At 74.5% G+C, this 22,035-nt stretch carries 15 protein-coding genes and 2 tRNA genes; 7 read left to right on the top strand and 10 right to left on the bottom strand.

Going from position 1 to position 22,035, the window contains the following annotated elements; all coding sequences use genetic code 11:
- Positions 1-9 precede the first annotated feature (9 nt).
- Positions 10-2,127 carry a prolyl oligopeptidase family protein gene (locus tag RF644_RS13765; RefSeq protein ID WP_368796904.1) on the bottom strand — a complete coding sequence of 706 codons (2,118 nt, stop codon included), beginning with the start codon at positions 2,125-2,127 and terminating at the stop codon, positions 10-12.
- A 64-nt stretch (positions 2,128-2,191) separates the two neighbouring features.
- On the opposite strand from RF644_RS13765, the gene RF644_RS13760 reads away from it, so the two are divergent.
- Positions 2,192-4,156 carry an FAD/NAD(P)-binding protein gene (locus RF644_RS13760; RefSeq protein ID WP_368796903.1) on the top strand — a complete coding sequence of 655 codons (1,965 nt, stop codon included), beginning with the start codon at positions 2,192-2,194 and terminating at the stop codon, positions 4,154-4,156.
- A gap of 40 nt (positions 4,157-4,196) precedes the next feature.
- Here RF644_RS13760 and RF644_RS13755 read toward each other — a convergent pair whose 3' ends face one another.
- Together RF644_RS13755 and RF644_RS13750 are read right to left on the bottom strand one after the other, a co-directional pair.
- A complete protein-coding gene (locus tag RF644_RS13755; protein WP_368796902.1) occupies positions 4,197-8,195 on the bottom strand; it encodes an ExeM/NucH family extracellular endonuclease in 3,999 nt (1,332 codons plus the stop codon).
- A gap of 147 nt (positions 8,196-8,342) precedes the next feature.
- Positions 8,343-8,430 (bottom strand) — tRNA-Ser (locus RF644_RS13750).
- Between the two features lie 95 nt (positions 8,431-8,525).
- On the opposite strand from RF644_RS13750, the gene RF644_RS13745 reads away from it, so the two are divergent.
- The 4 genes from RF644_RS13745 (at position 8,526) to RF644_RS13730 (ending at position 12,011) form a co-directional block, all read left to right on the top strand.
- Positions 8,526-9,962 carry a deoxyribodipyrimidine photo-lyase gene (locus RF644_RS13745; protein ID WP_368796901.1) on the top strand — a complete coding sequence of 479 codons (1,437 nt, stop codon included), beginning with the start codon at positions 8,526-8,528 and terminating at the stop codon, positions 9,960-9,962.
- A 108-nt stretch (positions 9,963-10,070) separates the two neighbouring features.
- On the top strand, positions 10,071-11,054 hold the full coding sequence (locus tag RF644_RS13740) for an NAD(P)H-quinone oxidoreductase (RefSeq protein ID WP_368796900.1): 984 nt from the start codon (positions 10,071-10,073) through the stop codon (positions 11,052-11,054).
- A gap of 112 nt (positions 11,055-11,166) precedes the next feature.
- On the top strand, positions 11,167-11,631 hold the full coding sequence (locus RF644_RS13735) for a hypothetical protein (protein WP_368796899.1): 465 nt from the start codon (positions 11,167-11,169) through the stop codon (positions 11,629-11,631).
- Positions 11,632-11,690: 59 nt separating this feature from the next.
- Positions 11,691-12,011 carry a hypothetical protein gene (locus RF644_RS13730; protein ID WP_368796897.1) on the top strand — a complete coding sequence of 107 codons (321 nt, stop codon included), beginning with the start codon at positions 11,691-11,693 and terminating at the stop codon, positions 12,009-12,011.
- Positions 12,012-12,036: 25 nt separating this feature from the next.
- Here the strand turns inward: RF644_RS13730 and RF644_RS13725 are convergent, their stop codons facing one another.
- The 5 genes from RF644_RS13725 to RF644_RS13705 form a co-directional block, all read right to left on the bottom strand.
- Positions 12,037-12,675: a glycosyltransferase family 2 protein gene (locus RF644_RS13725; protein ID WP_368796896.1), complete on the bottom strand. Its 639-nt coding sequence runs from the start codon at positions 12,673-12,675 to the stop codon at positions 12,037-12,039.
- Between the two features lie 219 nt (positions 12,676-12,894).
- On the bottom strand, positions 12,895-13,326 hold the full coding sequence (locus tag RF644_RS13720; RefSeq protein WP_368796895.1) for an ATP-binding protein: 432 nt from the start codon (positions 13,324-13,326) through the stop codon (positions 12,895-12,897).
- A complete protein-coding gene (locus RF644_RS13715) occupies positions 13,319-13,651 on the bottom strand; it encodes an STAS domain-containing protein (RefSeq protein WP_017831980.1) in 333 nt (110 codons plus the stop codon). Before RF644_RS13715 ends, RF644_RS13720 begins: the two co-directional genes overlap by 8 nt.
- Positions 13,635-15,590, bottom strand: a complete 1,956-nt coding sequence (locus RF644_RS13710; RefSeq protein WP_368796894.1) for a glycosyltransferase family 2 protein — start codon at positions 15,588-15,590, stop codon at positions 13,635-13,637. Before RF644_RS13710 ends, RF644_RS13715 begins: the two co-directional genes overlap by 17 nt.
- Positions 15,587-16,684: a PP2C family protein-serine/threonine phosphatase gene (locus RF644_RS13705; RefSeq protein ID WP_368796893.1), complete on the bottom strand. Its 1,098-nt coding sequence runs from the start codon at positions 16,682-16,684 to the stop codon at positions 15,587-15,589. Before RF644_RS13705 ends, RF644_RS13710 begins: the two co-directional genes overlap by 4 nt.
- Before the next feature lie 78 nt (positions 16,685-16,762).
- Between RF644_RS13705 and RF644_RS13700 the strand changes: the two genes are divergently transcribed.
- Complete coding sequence (locus RF644_RS13700; RefSeq protein ID WP_368796892.1) at positions 16,763-18,580, top strand: sensor histidine kinase; 1,818 nt, start codon at positions 16,763-16,765, stop codon at positions 18,578-18,580.
- A 788-nt stretch (positions 18,581-19,368) separates the two neighbouring features.
- Here the strand turns inward: RF644_RS13700 and RF644_RS13695 are convergent.
- Positions 19,369-19,441, bottom strand: a tRNA-Thr gene (locus RF644_RS13695).
- A 221-nt stretch (positions 19,442-19,662) separates the two neighbouring features.
- Here RF644_RS13695 and RF644_RS13690 point away from each other — a divergent pair.
- Positions 19,663-20,382 carry an HAD-IA family hydrolase gene (locus RF644_RS13690; RefSeq protein WP_368796891.1) on the top strand — a complete coding sequence of 240 codons (720 nt, stop codon included), beginning with the start codon at positions 19,663-19,665 and terminating at the stop codon, positions 20,380-20,382.
- A gap of 40 nt (positions 20,383-20,422) precedes the next feature.
- Here the strand turns inward: RF644_RS13690 and RF644_RS13685 are convergent, their stop codons facing one another.
- Positions 20,423-22,012, bottom strand: a complete 1,590-nt coding sequence (locus tag RF644_RS13685; RefSeq protein WP_368796890.1) for an alpha/beta hydrolase — start codon at positions 22,010-22,012, stop codon at positions 20,423-20,425.
- Positions 22,013-22,035 lie beyond the last annotated feature (23 nt).

Genomic DNA, 22,035 nt, shown 5'->3' with positions numbered 1-22,035 from the left:
CGCCGGGACTCAGCCCCGGTGCAGCGCCGTCCAGAGGAACTCGTGGGACAGCGCGTGCAGGCGGGCGGCCTGCTTGTTGTCGCCCGCGCCCGCGTGCCCGCCCTCGGTGGCCTCGTAGAACCACACGTTCTCGTAGCCCATGCCGAGCATCCGCGCGGCGGCCTTGCGCGCCTGGACGGGGCCCACGCGGTCGTCGCTCGTGGCGGTCCAGAACAGGACGTCCGGGTAGTCCCGCCCCTCCTCCAGCAGGTGGTACGGCGAGAACGTGCGGACGGACTCCCACTGCTCCGGGTCGTCCGGGTCGCCGTACTCCGCGATCCAGGAGTAGCCCGCGGACAGCTTCGTGTAGCGGCGCATGTCCAGCAGCGGCACCCCGCAGGAGACCGCCCCGAACAAATCGGGGTGCCCGGTGAGCATGTTGCCCACGAGCAGCCCGCCGTTGGAGCCGCCCGAGCACGCGAGCGTCTCCCGGGTGCACACCCCGCGGGCCTGCAGGTCCGCCGCGACGGCCGCGAAGTCCTCGTACGCCCGGTGCCGGTTCCCCTGCAGGGCGGCCCGGTGCCACGCGGGGCCGTACTCCCCGCCGCCGCGGATGTTGGCGAGGACGTAGACCCCGGACCGCCCGGCGTCGTCGGTGCGGGTCAGCCAGGACCGCCCGAGGGCCCCGGAGTAGGCGGGGGTCCGGGAGACCTCGAAGCCGCCGTAGCCGGAGAGCAGCGTCGGGTTCCGCCCGTCGAGGACCGGGTCGGCGGGGCCCACCTGGAAGTAGGGCACCCGGGTGCCGTCCGCCGAGACCGCGAAGTGCTGCTCGACCGAGAGCCCGGACGCGTCGAAGAACGCGGGGGCGGTCCTCGCCACCCGCGGCGGGGACGTCGCCCCGCCGCGGGCCGGGAGGGTGCCGCGGGACACGGTGGTCGGGGTGAGGAAGCCGGTCGACACGAGCCAGTAGTCGTTGCCCGCCTCCGGGTCCTCGTCGTCGACGGCGTAGGCGTCCACGCTGTGCAGGGCCGGCGCCCCGGGCAGCTCGGACGAGGTCCAGGGGCCCGGCTCGGCGACGCGGACCACCGAGGAGACGTCCCGCAGCAGGTTGAGGATCAGCCGGTCGGCCGTCCAGGACCAGGACTGCAGCGACGTGCGCGCGTCCGGGACGAACACGGCGGTCACGGAGCGGTCCCCGGCCAGGAACGCCTCGAGCTCGGCCACGAGCAGGGACCCGGCCGGGTGCACGGCCCCGTCCAGCTCGAGCTCCTCCTGCGGGCGCAGCAGCAGCCACTGACGGTGCAGGTCCACCGTCACCGAGTCGGGGACGTCGACGTGCACGAGCCCCTCCTCCCGCACCAGGTAGGTCCGGGAGGCGAAGAAGTCGACCACGTCCACGGCCACGTCCCGGACGAAGCCCGGGGTGTGGTCCCGCACGAGCACGGCCTGCACGTGGTCCTCGGCCACCTCGAACACCTGCCGGGCCTCGGCGAGGTCCTGCCCGCGGCGCAGGACGCGCACGGTGCGGGGGTAGGAGGAGGTGGTCATCGAGCCGGGGCCGAAGTCGGTGCCCACGTGCAGGGTGTCGGCGTCCACCCACGTCACGGTGGACTTCGCCGTGGGGACGTCGAAGCCGCCGGACACGAACCGGCGCTCGTCGAGGTCGAACTCGCGCACCCGCTTCGCGTCGCCGCCGTCGGGGGAGAGGCTGAGCAGCGCCCGCCGGTGCCGCCCGCCGGTGTACTGCGGGCGCAGCAGCCGGGCCCCGCCCCAGACCCAGTCGACGCCCTCCTCGGCGGCCAGCGCGTCGACGTCGAGCAGGACCTCCCACTCGGTGTCCCCGCCGAGCCAGGACTCCCACGTGGTGCGGCGGAAGACGCCGCGGGGGTGCTCGGCGTCGCGCCAGAAGTTGTAGTAGTGCGGCCCGTGCTTGGCGACCATGGGGATCCGCTCGGTCGAGTCCATGACCGCGAGCACGTCGGCCTCGAGGCGGCGCAGCCGCGGGCTCTCGAGCGCCGCCAGGGTGCGGGCGTTCTGCCCGGCGACCCACTCCAGGGGCGCGTCGCCCGTGATCTCCTCCAGCCACAGGTTCTCGTCGTGCGGCTGCTCGGCGGTCGGGCGGGCGGCGGTCTGCGCGGTCTCGGTCATGTCCGCCATCGTAGGCGCAGGCCCGTGCCCGTGGCCCGGCGGGCGGGTCGATATCCTGAGGGCCATGAGCGCAACGGGCAGGCCAGGTTCCGAACGACGGGTCACGGTGATCGGGGCGGGCCCGCGCGGGCTCTCGGCCGTGGAGCGGCTCGCGGCCCGTGCGGCGGCCTCGGGTGCCCGGGTGCGCATCGACGTCGTCGACCCCTTCCCGCCCGGTCCGGGGCACGTGTGGCGGACGAACCAGTCCCCGCTGTACCTCATGAACACGCCCTCGGTGTTCCCCACGGTGATCGCCGACGACGGCGTGCTGCCCGTGGACCCGCTCGAGCCGCTGCGGAACATGAGCTTCGAGCACTGGCGGCTCGCCGCCGTGGCGGGGACCATCGCCGTGGACCCCGACGACGCCGCGCACTTGACCCGGATGACGCCCCAGTCCTATCCGTCCCGGCGGATGTACGGGGTCTACCTCTCCTGGATCTTCCGCACGCTGCAGGACGCCCTCCCCGCCACCGTGCAGCTCGCCGTGCACCGGGCCGAGGCCGTGGGCGTGCACGTGCGGGAGCACGCCCGGCACCGCTACGACGTGGAGATCAGCGGCGGGCAGAACCTCCCGGCGGACGCCGTGGTGCTCGCCCTGGGCCACCTCGACGCCGACCTGCGCCCCGACCAGCGGGAGCTCGTGGACGGCGCCGCCGAGCTCGGGCTGACCTACTGGCCGCCCGCCGTGCCCGCCGACGTGCACTGGGACGACCTGCCCGCCGGGCGCACCGTGCTGGTGCGCGGCATGGGCCTGAACTTCTGCGACGTCCTGGCCCAGGTCACCGAGGGCCGCGGCGGGATCTACACCCAGGACGGGGAGCGCTACGTCTACCACCCCTCGGGGCGGGAGCCCGTGATCGTGGCCGGCTCCCGCCGCGGCGCCCCGTACCGCTCCAAGGCGGTGCTCGAGGGCTACTACGCCGGCTCCCTCGTCACCCGGTTCTTCACCCTCGACGCCGTGCGGGCGCTCGCGGCGCGGGCGGAGGGTCCGCTGTCCTTCGAGACGGACCTCTATCCGCTGATCCGCAAGGACGCCCAGTGGAACTACTACTCCGTCCTGGCGCGGACCGCCCCGGACGCCTTCGAGACCGACCCGCAGGAGTTCCTGGCGTGCTTTGACGCCGTGCTCGGCACCGGCGACGACCACCCCGAGGGGCCCTGGACCTCCCGGGCCGAGCGGCTCATCGCGTCCGCGGTGGTCCCGGGACGGCAGCTCAACGCCCTCCGGCTGGCCCGCCCCTTCGAGGGGCTCAGCTTCGGCTCCCACGACGAGTACGCGGCGGCCCTGGTCCACCACCTGGACCGGGACGTGCACGGCGCGCTGGCCGGCGAGGACGACCCGCTGCAGATGGCCGTCGCCTCGCTCAACGCCGCGCGCACCGTGCTCAAGGCCGTGCTGGCGGACCTCGGGATCAGCGACGCCTCCTGGACCGACGAGCTGCGGCGCACGTTCGAGCCCTTCGTGGAGGGCCTCGCCTCCGGGCCGCCGGTGCTGCGGAACCAGCAGCTGGCGGCGCTGGCCCGTGCCGGCGTGGTGCGCTTCCTGGGCCCGGACCCGCAGTTCCTCGTGGACGAGGAGGAGGGCCGGTTCGTGGCGAGCTCCCCCTGGGTCAAGGACGAGCCCTTCCGCGCCGAGCACCTCGTGGAGGCCATGTCCCCGCCCAACGACGTCCGGCGCAACATCTCCCCGCTGCTGTCCGCGATGCACCGGGAGGGCCTGGTGCGGGTCCGGGCCATGGAGGCCCGGGACGGCGTCGCGACCGTGCCCGGCACCGGGCTGGACGTCACCCGGCCCCCGTACCGGGCCGTGCGCGTCGACGGCGGCGTGGAGCCCGGCGTCCTCGTGCTCGGCCTGCAGCTCTCGGCCGTCCAGTGGGGCGTGGCGATCGCCGCAGAGGCCGGGGCGTCCGCGGAGCTGGGTGCCCGGACCCTGGCGGACGCCGACCGCATCGCCGCGGCGGTGCTGGGCCCGGCCCCGGCACGCGACTGACCCCGGGGGCACCGGGGCCGGCCGGCGCGCCGCGGTCGGGTCAGCCGAGGCGGCGGTGCAGGACCTCGCGGGCCCGGTCGTCGGCGTGCTCCCGGAGACCCTTGCCGGGGTGCTCGCCGGAGTTGCCCCTGCCCGGCTTCTGCGGGCCGGCGGGCCCGGCGCCGGCGGGGGCCAGGCCGACGATCTCCGGGTTGTGGTCGGAGGCCCGGTACGGGTCGGCCGCGTAGAGGTCGACCACGTTGTGGTTGTGCCGGCTGTACTCCAGGCCCACCGACTCGTGGGCGTTGATCTCCCAGATGTCCGAGCCCGTGACGGTCCCGGCCGCGGCGGGGGACGCCAGGACGTGGTCGAGGGAGCCGACCATCCCGCCGTAGGCGTAGGAGTGCTCGCCCGCCGGCGCCAGGTTCGTGTAGCCGGCCTCGTGCAGGACCCGCATCGGGTCCTCCTGGTCGTAGGAGTTGAAGTCGCCGGTGAGGAACACCCGGTCGGTGCCCTGGGTGGCCTTGAGCTCCTCGGCGAAGGCCACCAGGGCCTGGGCCTGGGCGGTGCGGTCGGCGTTCCACGCCCCGGCGCCGTCCCCGGCGTCGGCGTTGGGGCCGGTGGAGGGAGCGGAGCCCTTGGACTTGAAGTGGTTGACGATCACCGTGAAGTCCTCGCCCGCATCCCCGCCGGCGGGGCGGAACGTCTGGGCCAGCGGCTCGCGGGCGTTGTCGAAGTTCTCCTCGTCGCCCAGAATCACGGACTCGCCGACGGTCTCGAGCGCGGCCGGCTGGTAGATGAACGCGGTGCGGATGACGTCCTCGTCCCCGACGGCGGGCCGCTGGGCCGGTGACGGCACGTACGCCCAGAGCTCGGTACCGGCGGCGGCGTTGAGGGCGTCGACGAGCTCGGACAGGGCCTGGTCCCGGTCCTTGCCGAACTTCGCGGAGTTCTCCATCTCCTCCAGGGACACGACCTCGGCGTCGAGGGCGTTGACGGCGGCGACGATCTTGGCCTGCTGGCGCTCCAGGTCCTCCTGCTCGGCCGCCCCGCGGGCGTCGCAGCCCCCGCGCACCGAGACCGGGTCGCCGGCGCGGTCCGTGTAGTAGGTGCAGCCGGTCAGCTCGTCGCCGGTGGTGGTGAAGTAGTTCAGCACGTTGAACGTGGCCAGCTGCACGGTCCCGCCGACGTCCTCGGGGGCGGCGGTGCGGGTGTTCTCGGCGACCACGGGGGCGTCCTCGGGGTTCGCCCCGGTCACCCGGGTCGTGGGCTGGAGGCGCCACTCGTCGAATGAGTAGCCGAGCACCACGGGCGCCACGAAGTCGACGGGCGCGCCGATCCGCATCGGGGTTTCGGCGGTGAGGTAGGGCAACGGGACCGAGGCATTGGCGAAGTTCCCGTAGTTGGTGGTCGCTCCGTCGTCGAGCAGCACGCCGCGGGCGTCGTTGTCGGCGGCCTGCGCGGCGGCCTCGGGCGAGCCGGGCGCGCCCACGGCGGTGGGCTGCACGAGCGGGGTGGTGCCGGCCGCCAGGCCGATCTCGCCGTAGCCGTTCAGGGCGTAGTTGTCGGTGATCACGAACTCACCGGACGGGTCGAGCAGCATGCCCTCGAGGTCCTCGCGCTCCGCCTCGTCCGTGGGCCAGCTGACGGCGGCGGGCTCGACCGTCCCGGCGGCTTCGTCGAGGACGGTCAGCCCGTCGGTCCGCACGCGGAGCTGGGTCTGGCCGTGGTGCTCGGCGACGGTTCCCGTGAGCTCGACGTGCTGGCCCGGCTGCACGGCGGCGGCGGTGTCCGGGGAGTGCACGAACACCCCGTCGGAGGCGTCGTGGACGGCCGGGTCGAGGTCGCCGCCGGTGCCGGGCGTCTGCACGTAGTAGCCGTCGAGCCCGCCGGTGGCGTAAACGGCGGTGACGACGCCGCGAGTGGTCACCGCCCGCCCCGCCACCGGCGAGACGTCCCCGGTGCCCTGGATCTCCCGGATCTCCCGGATCGCCGGCTCCACCGGAGGGGTGCCCGCCCCGGGCTCCGGTGCCGCGGCGGGCTCCTCGCCCGTCCCGTCCGTGGGGGCCGGGTCCGGCGCGCAGCCCTCGGCCAGGGCGAGGACCTGCTCCGGGACGCGGACCCGGGTGCCGGAGGGCTCGGCGACGAGCCACACCGGGGCGCCCTCGGCCAGGGCGGAGGTGTCCACGGCGACCGTGGCCGCGCCCCCGGCGACGGCCGCGGTGCCGATCTCGGTGCCCTCCGGCCCGCCCTCGCGCACGGAGAGCTCCGTGGTGGCCGGGGCGCCCAGGGAGGTCATGTCGAGCTGCGCGACCTCGAACGCCACCGTGCAGCCCTCGGCGGCCGCGTCGACGAGCGACACGGACCGGCGGTCGAACTCCGGGGCGATCGGGGCGTCGGCGGAGCGGGCGGCGAGGTACTCCATCCAGGCGTCGCGGTCGATCCGGCCGGTGTCGGTGACGTCGGTGCCCTCGGTCAGGGCGGTGAAGTTGTCGCCGCCCTCCACCAGGAAGGACACCGAGCCGATCACGTACTCGGCGGCCGGGGCGACGGGCTGCCCGTCGACCGTGATCGAGGTGATCCGCTCACCGGCCGGGCGGGCGGCGTCGAAGGTGTAGGACACGTTCTCGGACAGCCCCAGCTGCAGGTACGGCCGGGACGATCCCTCGGGCTGCCACTGCTGCTCGAGGACCCGCTCGAACTGCTCGCCGGTGAGGGTCACGGTGGTGAGGTTGTTGGCGAAGGGCAGCACCTGGTTGGCCTCGGACTCCGTCACCACGCCGTCGCGCTCGCCGTCGATGGCCTGGCCGGGGTCGTCCGCCCAGAGGAGGTCGGCGCGCAGGCCGCCGGGGTTGATGAGGCCGATCTGCACACCGTCCGACTCGTCCAGGCTGTCGCGGATGGACTCGGCGACCAGGTTGCCGAGGCTCGACTCGGCGCCGCGGTCGTCGCGGGCCTGCACGCCGTCCCGCAGACCGTAGGCGGTGGTGATGTCCCCGGTGATCTCGCCGACCGGGGTGCTGCCCCGCTCCAGGGCCACCGCCTCGGCGTCCGCGACGATCCCGGCGACCTCCGCGACGCGCGGATACCGGGCGACCAGCTCCTCCTCGGTCGCGGTGACGACCTCGTCGACGGCCAGCACGCCGGTGGTGAGGTCGACGTCGTCGGCGTCCTCGTCGTAGCTCAGGGAGATCCGCCCGAGGCTGCCGCCGTACGAGCCGGCCTGCAGGACCGCGCGGTCGAGGTCGCCGTCGCCGTCCACGTCGACGCCCTCGTCGTAGACCTGGTGGGTGTGCCCGTTGAGCACCACGTCCACGGTCGCGCTGGTGCCGGTCACCAGCCGGTCGCCGAGGGCGTCGGCCGCGTCGGCGGCGCCCTCGTGGTAGACGGCCACCACGACGTCGGCCCCGTCCGCCTCGAGCCGCTCGGCCTCGGCGTTGACGGCCTCGACGGGGTCGCCGAAGGTGATGCCCTCGATCGCGCCGGGCGAGACTAGCGTGGCGGTCTGCTGGGTGACGGCGCCGACCACGCCCACGCGCACGCCCTCGACGTCGAACGTCGCGGACGCCTCGGTGACGAGCTCGCCGTCAGGGCCGGTGACGTTGGCCGCCAGGTAGGGGAAGTCGGCGCGCTCGGTGATGCGGCCGGTCAGGTCGTCCGCACCCCGGTCGAACTCGTGGTTGCCCACGGCGGAGGCGTCGAGCTCGAGCGCGTCGAGCACGTCGAGCGTGGGGTCGTCCTGCTGCACGGCCGAGACGTATTCGGAGGCGCCCACGTTGTCCCCGCCGGACAGCAGCAGCGTGCCGTCCTCGTTCTCCGCGCGCAGCTGCTCGATCGCGCCCGCGAAGAGGAGGGGGTCGGAGGAGAGCCGGCCGTGGTAGTCGTTGAAGTAGAGCAGCTCGACGGCCGTCTCCCCGGCCGCGGTCGCCCCCGCGGCGGGGACCGGCGGGGGCGCCGTCCCCTGGGCGGACGCCGCGGGGAGGACCAGACCGGTCGAGGTGACCACGGCGCCGGCGGCGAGCGCGGCGAGCAGGGCAGGACGGTGCTTCTGGGGCGCCATGGGGGTCCTCCGGGGGATGCGGCGGTGCGTTGTCCCCATTTCAGCACGCAGAGGTGAACGGGGGACCACGACACCGCGACATTTCTCCGGCCCCGGGACGGGCCGAGGCCCCCACCGGACGTTCGCGGTGGGGGCCTCGTGCCAAGGCGGAAGGTAAGGGATTTGAACCCTTGGTACGGGGTCACCGCACACCGGTTTTCAAGACCGGCTCCTTAGGCCGCTCGGACAACCTTCCCCGCGCCCGTCCGGCCCCCGGCGGGGGCGGCGGAGCGCGCAGCCCATTCTTCCACGGCGCCCGGAACGCCGCCAAAGCCCCGGTAGGGTGAGCGCGTGGACGCACCCGAGAGCCCCGACCGCGGGACGACGACGATCGTGTGGTTCCGGGACGATCTGCGCGTCACGGACCACCCCGCCCTCGACGCCGCGTGCCGGCGCGGCGCGGTGGTCGCCCTCTGCGTCCTGGACCAGGAGTCCGAGGGGATCCGGCCCCTCGGCGCGGCCGCGAAGTGGTGGCTGGACGGGTCGCTGCGGTCCCTGCGGGAGTCGCTCCGGGAGCTGGGCATCCCCCTGGTCCTGCGCCGCGGTCCCGCCGGGACCGTGCTCCCCGAGGTCATCGAGCGCACGGGGGCGGGCGGCGTCACGTGGAACCGCCGCTACGGCGGGCCCGAGCTCGCCGTGGACGCCGGGGTGAAGCAGTGGTGCGCCGAGCACGGGGTGGAGGCGCACTCGTTCCAGGCCGCGCTGCTGCACGAGCCGTGGACCCTGCGCACGGGCGCCGGCGGCCCGTACAAGGTGTTCACCCCCTTCTGGAAGGCGCTCCGGGCGCTGGAGATCCGGCAGCCGCTCCCCGTGCCCGGACCGGGCCGGGGCGCCGCCGCGGCGGTGGCGGCGGCCGCCGGCACCGAGGACCAGGAGGACTGGGACCTGGTGGCGTCCCCGGAGCGCGCGGCCGGGCTGGCCGCGGTGTGGACGCCCGGGGAGGCGGCCGCGTGGGAGCGGCTGGACGACTTCCTGGACCGCGTCGAGGACTACGCCGAGGGCCACGACCGGCCGGACCGGGACGGCACCAGCCGGCTCTCCCCGCACCTGCGGTGGGGCGAGATCAGCCCGTTCGCGGTCTGGGACGCGGCCGTCCGGCACCGGTCCGAGCAGGGGAGCAGCCCGGGGCTGGAGAAGTTCCTGGCCGAGCTGGGCTGGCGGGAGTTCAACTGGCACCTGCTCCACCAGGTGCCGGACCTGCACGTGCGCCACGTCCGCCCGGCCTTCGACGCGTTCCCGTGGCGGGACCCGGCGGAGGCCGCCGGCGACGTCCGGGCCTGGCAGGAGGGGCGCACCGGCTTCCCGCTCGTGGACGCGGGCATGCGGCAGCTGCGGGCCACGGGGTGGATGCACAACCGGGTCCGGATGGTCGCCGGGTCCCTGCTCACCAAGAACCTGCTGGTCGACTGGCGGGTGGGGGAGCAGTGGTTCTGGGAGACGCTCGTGGACGCCGAGCCGGCGAGCGGGCCCGGGAACTGGCAGTGGGTCGCGGGCTCCGGCGCGGACGCGAGCCCGTTCTTCCGGATCTTCAACCCGCTCACCCAGGGCCGGAAGTTCGACCCCGAGGCCCGCTACATCCGCCGCTGGATCCCCGAGCTGGCCGGCGACGAGGGCGTGGACCCGCACGAGCCCGGTCTGCTCGGACCGTCGGTGGGCTACCCCGAGCCGGTCGTGGACCTGCCGGCCAGCCGCGGACGCGCCCTCGACGCCTACGCCTCGATCCGCTGAGGGCGGCGCCGGCGTTCCCCTGTTCGCCACGGGCCGACGCCGGGTGACCGGGTGCCCGCCCCGCGACACAATGGGAGCGACCGTCGCCCCCGACCGGAAGGCCCCACCATGCGCGCAGTGCTCGAGACCACCCCCGGCGGACCGGAGGTCCTCGCCGTCGCCGAGGTCCCCGCCCCGGAGCTCACGCCCGACGGGGTGCGGATCCGGGTCCGGGCCGCCGGGATCAACCGGGCCGACGTCATGCAGCGGCTGGGCAGGTACCCGGTCCCGCCCGGGGCGTCGACCGTCTTCGGCCTCGAGGTCTCGGGCACGGTGCAGGAGCTCGGCCCCGAGGTGCCCGCCGGCGCCGGGTTCGCCCCCGGCGACGAGGTCGTCGCCCTCCTGGACTCCGGGGGCTACGCCGAGGAGGTCGTCGTCCCGGCCGGCCAGGTCCTGCCCGCGCCCGCCGGGGTGGACCTCGTCGCCGCCGCCGGCCTGCCGGAGGTGTGCGCCACGGTGTTCTCCAACGTCTTCATGGCCGCCGCCGCCCGCGAGGGCGAGACGGTCCTGGTACACGGCGGCACCGGCGGGATCGGCACCAACGCCCTCCAGATGTGCCGGGCCCTCGGCCTGCGCGTGCTCACCACGGTCGGCAGCCCGGACAAGGCAGACGCCGCACGGCGGCTCGGCGCCGAGGCGATCGACTACCGGCAGGAGGACTTCGTGGCGCGCGTGCGGGAGCTCACGGACGGGCACGGCGCCGACATCGTGCTCGACGTCGTGGGCGGCTCCTACCTGGGGCGCAACTTGGACGCGCTGGCCACCAACGGCCGGATCGCGGTCATCGCCACCCAGGGCGGGCGCACGGGGGAGCTGGACCTCGGCAAGCTGATGGCCAAGCGGGCCGCCGTGATCGGCACCACGCTGCGCCCGCGGCCCGTGGCGGAGAAGACCCGCATCATGGCCGCCGTGCGGGAGCACGTGTGGCCCCACGTCGAGTCCGGGGCCGTCCGCCCGGTCGTGGACCGCACGTTCCCCCTGGACGAGGTCGCGCGGGCCCACGAGTACTTCGACTCCGGTACGCACATCGGCAAGGTGCTGCTCGTCCCCTGAGCGCACCCCTCGGCACGGCCGCGGACGGCCCGGTCCCGGCCCGCCCTCCGTGCGCACGGAGGGCGGGCCGGGCCGCCGTAGGATGGACTGTCTCCACTCGAAAGGACCGCCCGTGGCATTCCTGCGCGACTACCGCGCCGCTCGCCGTGACGAGGCCGAGCTCGGTCTGGGCGTGTGGCGCCGCGCCCACGACCGGTTCCGCCGGGGTCTGGACCGCTTCCACCAGATCCTCGAGAGCCTCCCGGACAAGACGCTCGCGCAGTCCGTGGTGCCCACCGCCAACGCGCTCGCCGATCTGCTGCCGGAGGTGCGGGCCGTGTGCGCGGCGGCGCAGCGCACGGCGCCGAGCAGCAGCCACGACATCCCGGCCTCCGCGGGCGGCTACCTCAACGACGTCCACCGTGAGCTCTCCCGGGCCGGCAACGCGATGGCCCAGGCGGCGGAGGCCCTCACCATGGCCCGGTTCGTGCGGGCCGACGAGGAGTCCTCCACCCACCGGCTGGACGCGGTCGTCCGCCGGGCCGAGGCCGTGCGGGAGCACGTGGAGCGCGCCGAGGAGCTGCTGCGCCGCGGCTGAGCCCGTTCCCGGCGGCGACGGGGTGGACCCGACAGCCTGCTGATGGTTTGATGGGCGGCATGAACCCCTCCGGATACGACTACCGCGCGGCCGACGGCGAGTTCGACGCCCGCTGGTCCCGCTCGCCCCTCGGCCGACCCGGCCGCGGAGGCCCCGGCCGCTTCGGCCCGGGCTACGACCTGCCCGGCCGCCGGGGCGGGGGGTACGGGCGCCGCTCCGGCTTCCGGATGCTCCCCTTCCCCGGGTACTCCACCCGGACGCGCCGGGGCACGAACGTCACGGTGGGCGGTTGCTGCCTGCCCCTGCCGATCGGCTGCCTGACCACCACGGTCCTCGCGGGCGCGGCGGCCGTCCTCGTGGGCCGCGCCGCCCGCGACTGAGCGTCCCGGCGGGCCGGGCGGCGGATCACGCGGCCGCCGGCTCCACCCGCAGGACCTCGACCGGGACGGGCACGACGCGCTCGACCGGGGCGGGGACGGCGTGCTCCGCCGGGACGGGCGCGAGGTGCTCGACCGGGACGGGCCCGTCCTCCTCGGCCTCCAGCGGCGGGCTGAGGCGCCAGCCGACGGCCTCCAGGTCGAGGGCGAGACGCGTCTGGCCGGTCACGGCGCCCTCGTCGCAGTAGCGGCCGAACGACCGGTGGACGTCCTCGAGCGCCTGCCAGCGGATCAGTGCGGCCGGGCCCCCGACGGCGGTGGACCGGGCGGAGACGGCGCCCACGTTGCGGTCCCGGAGGGCGGCCAGGGCGCGGGCCAGGAAGCCCGGCGGCAGCCGGACGCCGGGGTCGAGGACCAGCACCAGGTCGTCCGGCTCCATCCGGACGGTGTCCAGGGCCTGGTTGAGCGCCCCGGCACGGTGGTGCCGGTTGTCGACGGTGAGCAGGACCTCGGCGCCGGCGTGCAGGGCGACCTCGACGGTGGCGTCGGTGGAGTCGTCCGACATGACGAGGATGCGCTCCGGCGGACGGGTCTGGCGGTGGAGGGAGACGACCGCGTGCTCGACGCGGGCCGCCTCGTCGTGGGCGGGAATGATCGCGGCGATCATGACGACTTCTCTCGGCGTGCCCGGCGTGCGTCCCGCCGCTGACGTCCCCCTGCGGCGGGGCGCCCGACCGGCCCCTGAACGAGTGTTCTCGGTGACAACGTGAGCCCCCTGACGTGTTGTCCTGGACCAAAGTCTAGGCATCACGGCGGACAGTTTACATCCGCAAATCAGGGGACGTCCGCCCCGGCCGGACGCGGGTTCGGCGCGTCCCCGGGGGTGCTACACCTCGTCCCGGCCGCACACCCGGCACAGCTTCCAGACGTTCGTGTCCCCGTGCCGCTCGAACACCACCCGGCTGACCAGGGCCTGGATCAGGGCGAGCCCGCGGCCGGACTCGCGGTGCTCCTGCGCCATGGCCCCCGTGAGGTCGACCTGCGCCGGTGCGGCGCCGATCTCGTAGATCCGCGCTTCCAGCCGGTGGGGGTCCGCGACCAGGTCCACGGACAGCTCGATCGGTTCCTCCGCCGCGGGCACCGCGTGCACCACCACGTTGCCGGCCGCCTCCACGACCGCGAGCGTGAAGGCCATCCGGTCGGTCTCGGGCACGAACGCGGCCTCCCCCCACAGCGCGTCCAGGTCCTCGTGCAGGGCGTCCACCGTCAGGGCGGTGGCCGGGCCCCGGCGCGAGCGGCGGGCCGTGGGCTCAGTCATCGGCGAAGGCCGCGTCGGCGGTGTCGTAGGGGGTCAGGACGCGGTGCATGCTGGTGAGCTCGAGGACCATGCGGACCTGGGGGCGGACGTTCGCGATCCGCAGGTCGCCGCCGGCCTGGCGGGCCAGCTTGAGGCACCCGATGAGGGCGCCCAGACCGGACGAGTCCATGAACTCGGTGCCGCCGAGGTCGACCACCACGTGGTTGCTGCCCTCGTCGACGACCTTCGCCACGACCTCCCGGAGCTTGGGCGCTCCCACCATGTTGAGCCGTCCGGTGCCCGTGATGTGGGCGAACCTCGGCTTCTGCTCAATCGTGAACTGCATCGGCACTCCTCTCCTCGGGCTCGAAGCCCGTGTATCTCGCGGCGGTGACGAGCACGCTCAGCACCACCAGGTCGAAGGCGACCCAGGCCACGTTGACCAGGGTTCCCACCGGTTCGTTCAGCCCCACCGCCAGCCGGGCGGTCCCCACCAGGAGGGCCGCGGCCAGCAGCCCCATCACCACCAGCTGCGGGCGGATGAGGTGCCAGGCCGGGCCGGCGTCCTGCCGCACCTTGGGCGTGACGGCGAAGCCGAGGGGGCGGCCGAACCAGACGTTGCGGGCGGCCGTGGTGCACGCCCTGATCCAGATGGGGAACAGCGCCAGGCTGTACTGCTGGCCGCGCCAGGTGGGGATGCCCCGGCCCACCACGAGGAACAGCAGCTGGTTCACCACCATGAAGGGGATGAAGCGGACGAAGAAGTCCCAGCTGAGGCTCGTGACGGGGAGGATGCCCAGCACCAGGTACACGATGGGCGCGGCGAAGTAGACGACGGCCGCGAAGCCGGACAGGTAGCTCCACATCGTGGCGAAGTACATGAGCCGCTGGCCCCACCCCAGCCGGCGCTGCAGCAGCGGGTTCTCCCGGAGCAGCACCTGCACCGTGCCCTGCGCCCAGCGCAGGCGCTGGGTGAGCATGGTCTTCAGGTCCTCGGGGGCCAGGCCGTGGGCGAGGACCTCGTGGTGGTAGACGCTGCGCCAGCCCAGGCCGTGCAGGCGCATCGCGGTGGCCATGTCCTCGGTGACCGAGATCGTCGCCAGCGGCATCACCGGCTGGGCCTCGCCGGGCCGGTCCACGGAGACCGCCTCGAGCACCTCCCGCACCGGTTCCACGGCGGCCAGCGGGGACAGGTCGCGGCGGGACATCCGGTCCACGGCGGAGGCGAGCTCGTCCGGCCAGACCATGCCGTCCTCGGGGGGCAGGTCCAGGGCGGCGATCGAGGCGAGGTCCGCCTCGATCTGGGAGAAGTCCTGCGTGACGGTGCGCCGGGCCGCCGCGTCCACCTCGCGCTGCAGGCGGTAGGTCAGCTCGGTCAGGGGGGCGCCGGCCTTCAGCTCGGCGCGGGCCCGCTCGGTGGCGGCCTCGACGTCGTCGAGCATGCCGGCGACGATGGGGTTCGCGGCCTCCGGGGACCGCCGCGCCCTCCGCAGGGCGGCCCGGGTGCGGGCGAGGGACTCCTTCACGTCCTGCTCGACCTCCTGGACGTAGCCGGAGAGGCCGAGCTGCATGAGCGCCTCGCGGCGCAGGATCGCATTGGAGCCGCAGAAGAAGGCGGCGTTCCAGCCGTCCTTGCCCTGCTGGATGGGGCCGTAGAACAGGGGGGCCTGGCTGCCGAGCGGATCGTGGTCCGGCACGTTGACGAACCACTGCGGCGTCTGCACGAGCGCCACCCTGCGGTCGTTGAACCAGCCCAGGGTCCGGTCCAGGATCTCCGGGGCCGGGACCTGGTCGGCGTCGAGGATCAGCAGGAACTCGCCCTGGGTGAGCATCAGGGCGTTGTTGAGGTTGCCGGCCTTGGCGTGGCGCGGCCGGTCGGTCCAGTCCTCGCTGCGCGTCAGGTAGCCCAGCCCGTGCTCGGCGGCGAGCGCCTCGAGCTCGGGGCGGGCCCCGTCGTCGAGGATCCACGTGCTGTGCGGGTGCCGGATGGCCTGCGCCGCCAGGGCGGTGCCCATCACGAGGTCGAGGGGCTCGTCGTAGGTCGTGATGAACACGTCCACGGTGGCGCCCGCGGGCGGGGCGCCGGCCTCCCCGCGCCGCCGGAGCCGCCAGACGGTGAGCCCGAACAGCGAGACGTCGATCAGGCTGTACGTCTCGGCGAGCACCAGGGGCACGGCGATCCACCACGCCGACCAGTTCAGCGACTCGAGCCAGCGCCAGGCGATGTAGTTGACGCCCAGCAGGAGGGTGAGGACGACCAGGAGCCGGACGAGGAAGCGGTTCACGGGGCGGACCGGCGGCGGACGACCACGGCGGTGACGTCGTCGGTGCGGGTCTCCTCGCCGGCGAGGTCGAGGACCGCGGTGCAGGCGGACGCGGCGTCCTCGTGGCGGGCGACCACGTCCGCGACCGCCCGCACGGCGTCGTCGACGTCCTCGTACGCGTCGAGGAGGCCGTCGCTGACGACGACGAGGGCGTCGCCGGGCGCGAGCACGATCCGGCCGGGCACCCACTGCGTCCCGGGCACCGCCCCCACCGGGGGGCCGCCCGGGCGCAGCCGGTCGGTCCCGTCCGCGCGCACGTGCAGTCCCAGCCCGTGGCCCGCGTCGACGTACTCCACGACCCCGTCGGCCGTGTCCAGGCGGGCGTGGAAGAGCGTGACGAAGGAGTCGGAGTGGGCGAGGTCGTGCTCGAGGTGCCGGCAGGTGTCGCCGAAGGCCTGCGCCATGTCCGGCTGCCCGGCCGCGGAGCGCAGCACGGCGCGCACGGTGGCGGCGATGAGCGCGGCCCCCATGCCCTTGCCCATGGCGTCGGCCAGCGAGACCTGGAGCCCGCCCTCGGTCGTGTACCAGTCGAAGAAGTCCCCGCCCACGCTGCGGGACGGCCGGCACGCCCCGGCCACGTCGTAGCCGGGCACGGACGGTGCGGCGGCGGGCAACAGGCTGCGCTGGACCTCGGCCGCGCGGCGCAGCTCCTCGGCGTCGGCCTGCTCCGCCCGGGCGCGCGGCCGGCGGAACATCGCCTCGATCCTGGCCTGCAGCTCCCGTGGGCTGAACGGCTTGCTGATGTAGTCGTCCGCCCCGCGCTCGAGGCCCTCCAGCCGGTCGATCTCGCCCGGGCGGGCCGTGACCATGAGCAGGTAGGCGTCCGAGAACTGCCGGACCCGCCGGCAGACCTCCAGCCCGTCGAGGTCCGGGAGGCTGAGGTCCAGGGTGATGAGATCGGCGCCGTCGCGGCGCACGGCCTCGATGCCCTCGAGGCCGGTCGCGGCGGTCGTCACGGTGAAGCCGCGCATGCCGATGGTCTGGGCGAGGAGGTTGCGGATGTCGTCGTGGTCTTCGATCACGACGGCACGGCGACCCTGGGGGGAGGGGGTCATGGACCCATTAAGCCGCTATTCTTTGCAATTGTCATCCCGACCCCCCGAGGGTGACGCACCCAGTCGGAAGAGTTCCCCGTGGACCGCTTGCTCACCGTCCTCTCCCTCGACCGGATCAGCTTCCACGAGCTGTCGATGCGCCGGCGCGTGCTCCTCAGCCAGCTGCCGCTGTTCGTCACGACCGTCGTCCTCGTCGCCGGGATCTGGGTGGTCCACGAGCCGCTGCGGGGCGACCTGCGGGTGCAGCTGGCTCTGGCGCTCACGGTGGCGCTGACGGCCCTGTGCGTGCTGGTGCCGTGGGACCGGCTGCCCTACGGGGCGTTCCTGGCCGTCCCGGTCCTGGACTTTTTCCCCATCACCCTGCTGCGGGAGGGCACGCTGAGCACGGTGACCGGGGTGGGCATCATGGCCGCGTTCCCCGTCATCTGGCTCACCGGCTCCGGGCGGCTGCCCCGGGCGTCCGCCCCGCTGGGGTTCGTCCTGACCCTCGCCATGGTGTGGGTCCCGCTCCTGGTCCCGCCCCGGCCGCTGAGCGCGCAGCTGCTGACGGCCCCGCTGCTGATCCCCGTCATGCTGCTGGGCATCGGGCTCACCGTCCAGGTGCTGTCGAACAGCATGGAGCGCCAGAACGCCGAGCTCGAGGCCAAGGACGCCGAGCTGCGCCGGCTGCTGGGCGTGACCGCGCGGCGGGAACGGTTGCTGAACACCGTCCTGGACACGGTGGACGTGGGCGTGCTGGCGATCGACGAGCACGGCCACGACATCCTCATGAACCGCCGCCAGCACCGGATCCACGAGCTCTCGCTGCCCGAGGGGGTGCGGGACGGCGCCGAGGCGGACCTGCGGGTCTACGCGGACGGGGACGGGACGCCGCTGCCCGTGGACCGGCGTCCCGCCCGCCGCGCGATCCGCGGCGAGTCCTTCTCCGACGCCCTGGTCTGGGCGGGGGAGCCGCCCCTGCAGCGGGTGCTCTCCGTGTCCGCCCGCGTGCTCCGGGACGAGGACGGCGGGACCGAGGGCTCCGTCCTGTCGTTCAACGACGTGACCGAGCTGGTGGCGGCGCTGCAGGCCAAGGACGACTTCGTGGCCGGCGTCTCCCACGAGCTGCGCACGCCCCTGACGTCCATCCGCGGCTACACCGAGCTCCTGGCCATGGACGAGCGGCTCCCCGGGCACGTCCGCTCCGGGCTGGAGGTCGTCGAGCGCAACGCCGACCAGCTGCTCGTCCTGGTCGAGGACCTCCTCCGCACCGCGGGCCCCGTCCTGGCGCTGCAGACGGCGGAGGCCGACCTCGTCCAGGTGGTCCAGCAGTCCGTCGCGGCGGCCGGGCTCCGGGCCGCGGAGGCGGGGGTGGACCTGCGGGTCGACGCCCCGCCCCGCCTCGTGCTGCCCTGCGACCCCGTGCGCCTGGGGCAGGTGCTCGACAACCTGCTCTCGAACGCCATCAAGTACTCCCCGGGCGGCGGGCCGGTGACGGTCCGGGTGGCCCGGGCCGGGACGACCGTGCAGGTGCAGGTGGCGGACCGCGGCATGGGGATGCGCCCGGAGGACGCCGAGCACGTGTTCGGCCGGTTCTTCCGCAGCAGCAACGCCCGGATGAGCGCCATCCCGGGTCTGGGACTGGGCCTGGCGGTCGTGCACGAGATCGTCGAGCGCCACGGCGGCACCATCCGCTGCGAGAGCGCACCGGGGGAGGGGACCGTCTTCACCCTGACCCTCCCGGCGGCCGGACCGGCGGGGGCGGAGGACCCCGACCGGGCGGAGCAGGACGGATCAGCGGCTGCACTCCAGTCGGACCGAGTCGTCGTCGGGCAGCACCAGGACGGTGCTGCCGGCGACCGTCCACTGCTCGGGCAGCAGGAAGTACCGGCCGCCCCGCAGCGTCAGGAGCCGTAGCCCGTCGTAGCGGTGGAGCGGGTCGTCCGGTCCGCCCAGCTCCTCGGCGCGGACCCCGGGCAGGCCGATGTGCAGCGGCTTCTCGCTGTAGACGACCGCCCGCGGCATCGTCCCCAGCTCCTCCTCCAGGTCGTAGGCCAGGGCCCGGCCCATGGCCTCGGCCACCGACGACGTGCCCCAGAACACCAGGAGCGCGACCACGGACACCAGCGCGAAGCCCCGCAGGAGCGGCCGCTCCGGCGCGGCGGGCCGCGCGTCACGGGCGGTGACGCGCCGCCGGAGGCCGGCGGCCCAGGCGGCCGCGAGAACGCCCAGCGCCATGGCGAAGGGGATCACCCAGGCCTCCTCCTCCGGGACGGCGCCGCCCAGGAGCCGCACCGCGACCGCCAGCCCGATTAAGAACCACGTCCCCCGGCGCGCCCACCGCACCACCGGGGCGCTCCCGGAGCAGCGGGCACCGGCGGAGGACCGGGGGAGGAGCCGCAGGCGGACGTCACCAGGGCCGCTCCGGCGAGGACGAGCGTGCCGAGGCGCTGTCGGGAACGGAGTTGCATGGTGCACCGCCCAAGTGGTCCGTGGCGGCCGATCGCGCCCGGTTGCCTCAGCGTACGGCGCGTCCCACCCGCCGAACACGACTGTGACCAGGGGGGGGGACGCGACTGTGACGGCCGGTCCGCGCCGCCCGTCGCGCGGGATCGCGGGGTGAGGGCCGGCGGCGGGGCGGGACGAGCTCGGGGCGGGACGACGAAGGCTCCGGACCCAGGGGGTCCGGAGCCTTCTCCGGTCGGAGCCTCCTGTCGGAATCGAACCGACGACCTTTTCATTACGAGTGAAACGCTCTACCGACTGAGCTAAGGAGGCGTGCACGCGGCCGTCCGGGACGGCCTCAGTGCAGGTGAAACTGTAGCAGAGAGCGCGGGGGCGTCCCCAATCGGCGGGGCCGGGCACGGTGCGGGCGTTCCCCGGGAGTTCACCGGCTCTTCGGCTCCCCGGCCTTACCGGCCCGGAGCGCTGGAGCGCAGCATGGACGGACACGACGACGGGGCCGGCCGCTGCGGTCCGCCCGGAACAGGAGCAGCCCAGTGCGCACACCGGACGGCGGCATCGCGCCGGATCTCGAACTGGCCTTCCTGGACATGTCCGGGACCGTGTTCCACGACAACGGGATCATGGAGCGGGCCTTCGAGCGCACCGTGACCGGTCTCGGCGTCGACCCCGGCTCGGAGCGGTTCCGGCGGATGCTCCACCACGTCCGGGACACGCTGGGCCAGTCGAAGGCGGGTGTGCTCGAGCAGCTGTTCGCGAGCGACCCCCACCGGGCACGGCAGGCGGTCCGGGACTTCGAGCGCCACCTCGACGAGCTGCTGGCCACCGAGGGGGTCATCCCCGTGGAGGGCGCGGAGCAGGCCGTCACGGCGCTGCGCGAGGCGGGCCTGCGGGTCTGCCTGGCCACGGGCTACAACCGGCACAGCCTGAACACGCTCCTCGAGCAGCTCGGCTGGACGGGTCTCGCGGATCTCAGCCTGTGCCCCTCGGACGCGGGGCGCGGACGCCCCTGGCCGGACATGGTGCTCACCGCCGTGCTGGCGCTCGACCTCGGCGACGTCCGCCGGGTGATGGTCGTGGGGGACACCGCGGCGGACGTGCAGGCCGGTCTACGGGCCGGCTCCGCCGCGGTCGTCGGCGTCCGCACGGGCGCGCACGACGCCGCGTCCCTGCGGGCGGCCGGCGCCCACGTGGTGGTCGACTCGGTCCGGGACCTCCCCGGACTCGTCCGCACGCCGGTGCCCGGCGCGGGCTGACGCCCACCGCGCCGGCACCGGTCGCCCGGGTCGCGGCGGATCAGGAGCAGATCGTCCCCTCCGCGGGGAGCTCGCCCTCCAGCAGGTAGGCGTCCACGGCGTCCCGCACGCAGCGGTTGCCGGCCGTGTAGGCGGTGTGGCCGTAGCTGTCGTAGGTCAGCAGCCGGGCGCTGTCGAGCTGCTCCACGAGGGCCTCGGACCAGTGGTAGGGGGTCGCGGGGTCGTGGGTGGTGCCCACCACGAGGACGGGATCGGCGCCGGCGGCGTCGAGCGGCTCCGGCAGGCCCGCCGGGTCGACCGGCCATCCCTGGCACGCGGCGTCGCCGTAGCCGAGGTACGGGCCGAAGGTCGGGGCGACCCGCTCGAGCTCCTCCTGGTGCTGGGCCATCTGCTCCGCCGTGACCGTCCCGTCGGGCCGGTCGAGGCAGTTGACGGCCGTGAACGCCATGGTGATGTTGCTCGTGTACCGGCCCTCGGCGTCGCGCCCGTGCGTGGCGTCCGACTGGGCGAGCAGCGCGGAGAAGTCGCCGCCGAAGGCGGCGCCCAGGGACTCGTTGAGCGTCTCGTAGCCGGTGGTCGCGTAGAGGGGCCCCAGGATGCCCTCGACCACGTTGGTGGCGGTGACCCGCCGGCCGTCGGCGGCGGTCACGGTCTCCTTCTCGACGGAGGCGATGAGCTCCTGGATCCGCATCAGCGCCTCGTCCGTGGAGACGTCGGCCACCACGCAGTCCCGGATCTCGAACTGGCACTGCTGCACCCAGTGGCGCAGGTTGTCCTCGAAGCCCTCGGCCTGGTCGGCGGTGGCCTCCATGTCGCTCAGGGTGGGGTCCACGCCGCCGTCGAGCACGAGCCGGCCGACCCGGTCGGGGAACAGGTCGGCGTACACCGCGCCCAGGTGGGTGCCGTAGGAGAAGCCCAGGTAGGTCGTCCGCTCGTCGCCGAGCACGGCTCGGAGCACGTCCATGTCCCGGGCGGCGCTCACGGTGTCCATCTGCGCCACGAGCTCGCCGGAGTCCTGCACGCACGCGGCGCCGAGCTGCTCGTACTCCTCCTGGATCTGCTCGACCGGCTGCTCCTCGGGGTCGAACATCGGCTCGGCGCGCCACGCGTCCAGCTCCGCGTCGTCGAGGCACTCGATGCCCTCGGAGCGGCTCACCCCGCGCGGGTCGAAGCCCACGACGTCGTAGGCCTCGCGCACGTCGCCGGTGACCGTGTACTGCGCGTAGAGCATCGCGTCCACCCCGGAGGCGCCGGGCCCGCCGGGGTTGAGGAGCAGGCTGCCGCGGGCGTCCCCTTCGGCGGGCAGGCGGGACATCACCACGGTGGTGGTCGCCCCGCCGGGGTCGGCGTAGTCGAGGGGCACCTCGACGTCGGCGCACCGGAGGTCGTCCTGCGCGCCGTTGGTCTCCACCTCGAACGTGCAGTCCTCCCAGGTGACGGTCTGCGTGTAGTAGCGCTGGAGCTCCTCGGGGGTGCCCTCGACGACGGCGCCGGTGGCGCCCCCGGAGGTCGGCTCGCCCGTGGCGCCGGCCCCGAGGGACGAGCAGCCGCTCAGGAGCAGGCCGGTCGCGGCCAGTGCGGCCGTGACGGGCAGGAGGGCGCGGCGTGAGGGGGCGGCGCGGCGGGTCATGGGGCTCCTCGAGGGGGTCGGGG

Origin of the sequence: Kocuria sp. CPCC 205258 (assembly GCF_040981005.1) — a bacterium.
GTDB classification, from domain to species: Bacteria; Actinomycetota; Actinomycetes; order Actinomycetales; family Micrococcaceae; genus Kocuria; species Kocuria rosea.
This window is presented reverse-complemented; position numbering and strand designations above follow the sequence as displayed.

Excerpts from the sequence above, each read along its gene's own strand:
- RF644_RS13765 (WP_368796904.1), bottom strand. The coding sequence starts at position 2,127 with ATGACCGAGACCGCGCAGACCGCCGCCCGCCCGACCGCCGAGCAGCCG.
- RF644_RS13760 (WP_368796903.1), top strand. The coding sequence starts at position 2,192 with ATGAGCGCAACGGGCAGGCCAGGTTCCGAACGACGGGTCACGGTGATC.
- RF644_RS13755 (WP_368796902.1), bottom strand. The coding sequence starts at position 8,195 with ATGGCGCCCCAGAAGCACCGTCCTGCCCTGCTCGCCGCGCTCGCCGCC.
- RF644_RS13740 (WP_368796900.1), top strand. The coding sequence starts at position 10,071 with ATGCGCGCAGTGCTCGAGACCACCCCCGGCGGACCGGAGGTCCTCGCC.
- RF644_RS13730 (WP_368796897.1), top strand. The coding sequence starts at position 11,691 with ATGAACCCCTCCGGATACGACTACCGCGCGGCCGACGGCGAGTTCGAC.
- RF644_RS13725 (WP_368796896.1), bottom strand. The coding sequence starts at position 12,675 with ATGATCGCCGCGATCATTCCCGCCCACGACGAGGCGGCCCGCGTCGAG.
- RF644_RS13720 (WP_368796895.1), bottom strand. The coding sequence starts at position 13,326 with ATGACTGAGCCCACGGCCCGCCGCTCGCGCCGGGGCCCGGCCACCGCC.
- RF644_RS13715 (WP_017831980.1), bottom strand. The coding sequence starts at position 13,651 with ATGCAGTTCACGATTGAGCAGAAGCCGAGGTTCGCCCACATCACGGGC.
- RF644_RS13705 (WP_368796893.1), bottom strand. The coding sequence starts at position 16,684 with ATGACCCCCTCCCCCCAGGGTCGCCGTGCCGTCGTGATCGAAGACCAC.
- RF644_RS13685 (WP_368796890.1), bottom strand. The coding sequence starts at position 22,012 with ATGACCCGCCGCGCCGCCCCCTCACGCCGCGCCCTCCTGCCCGTCACG.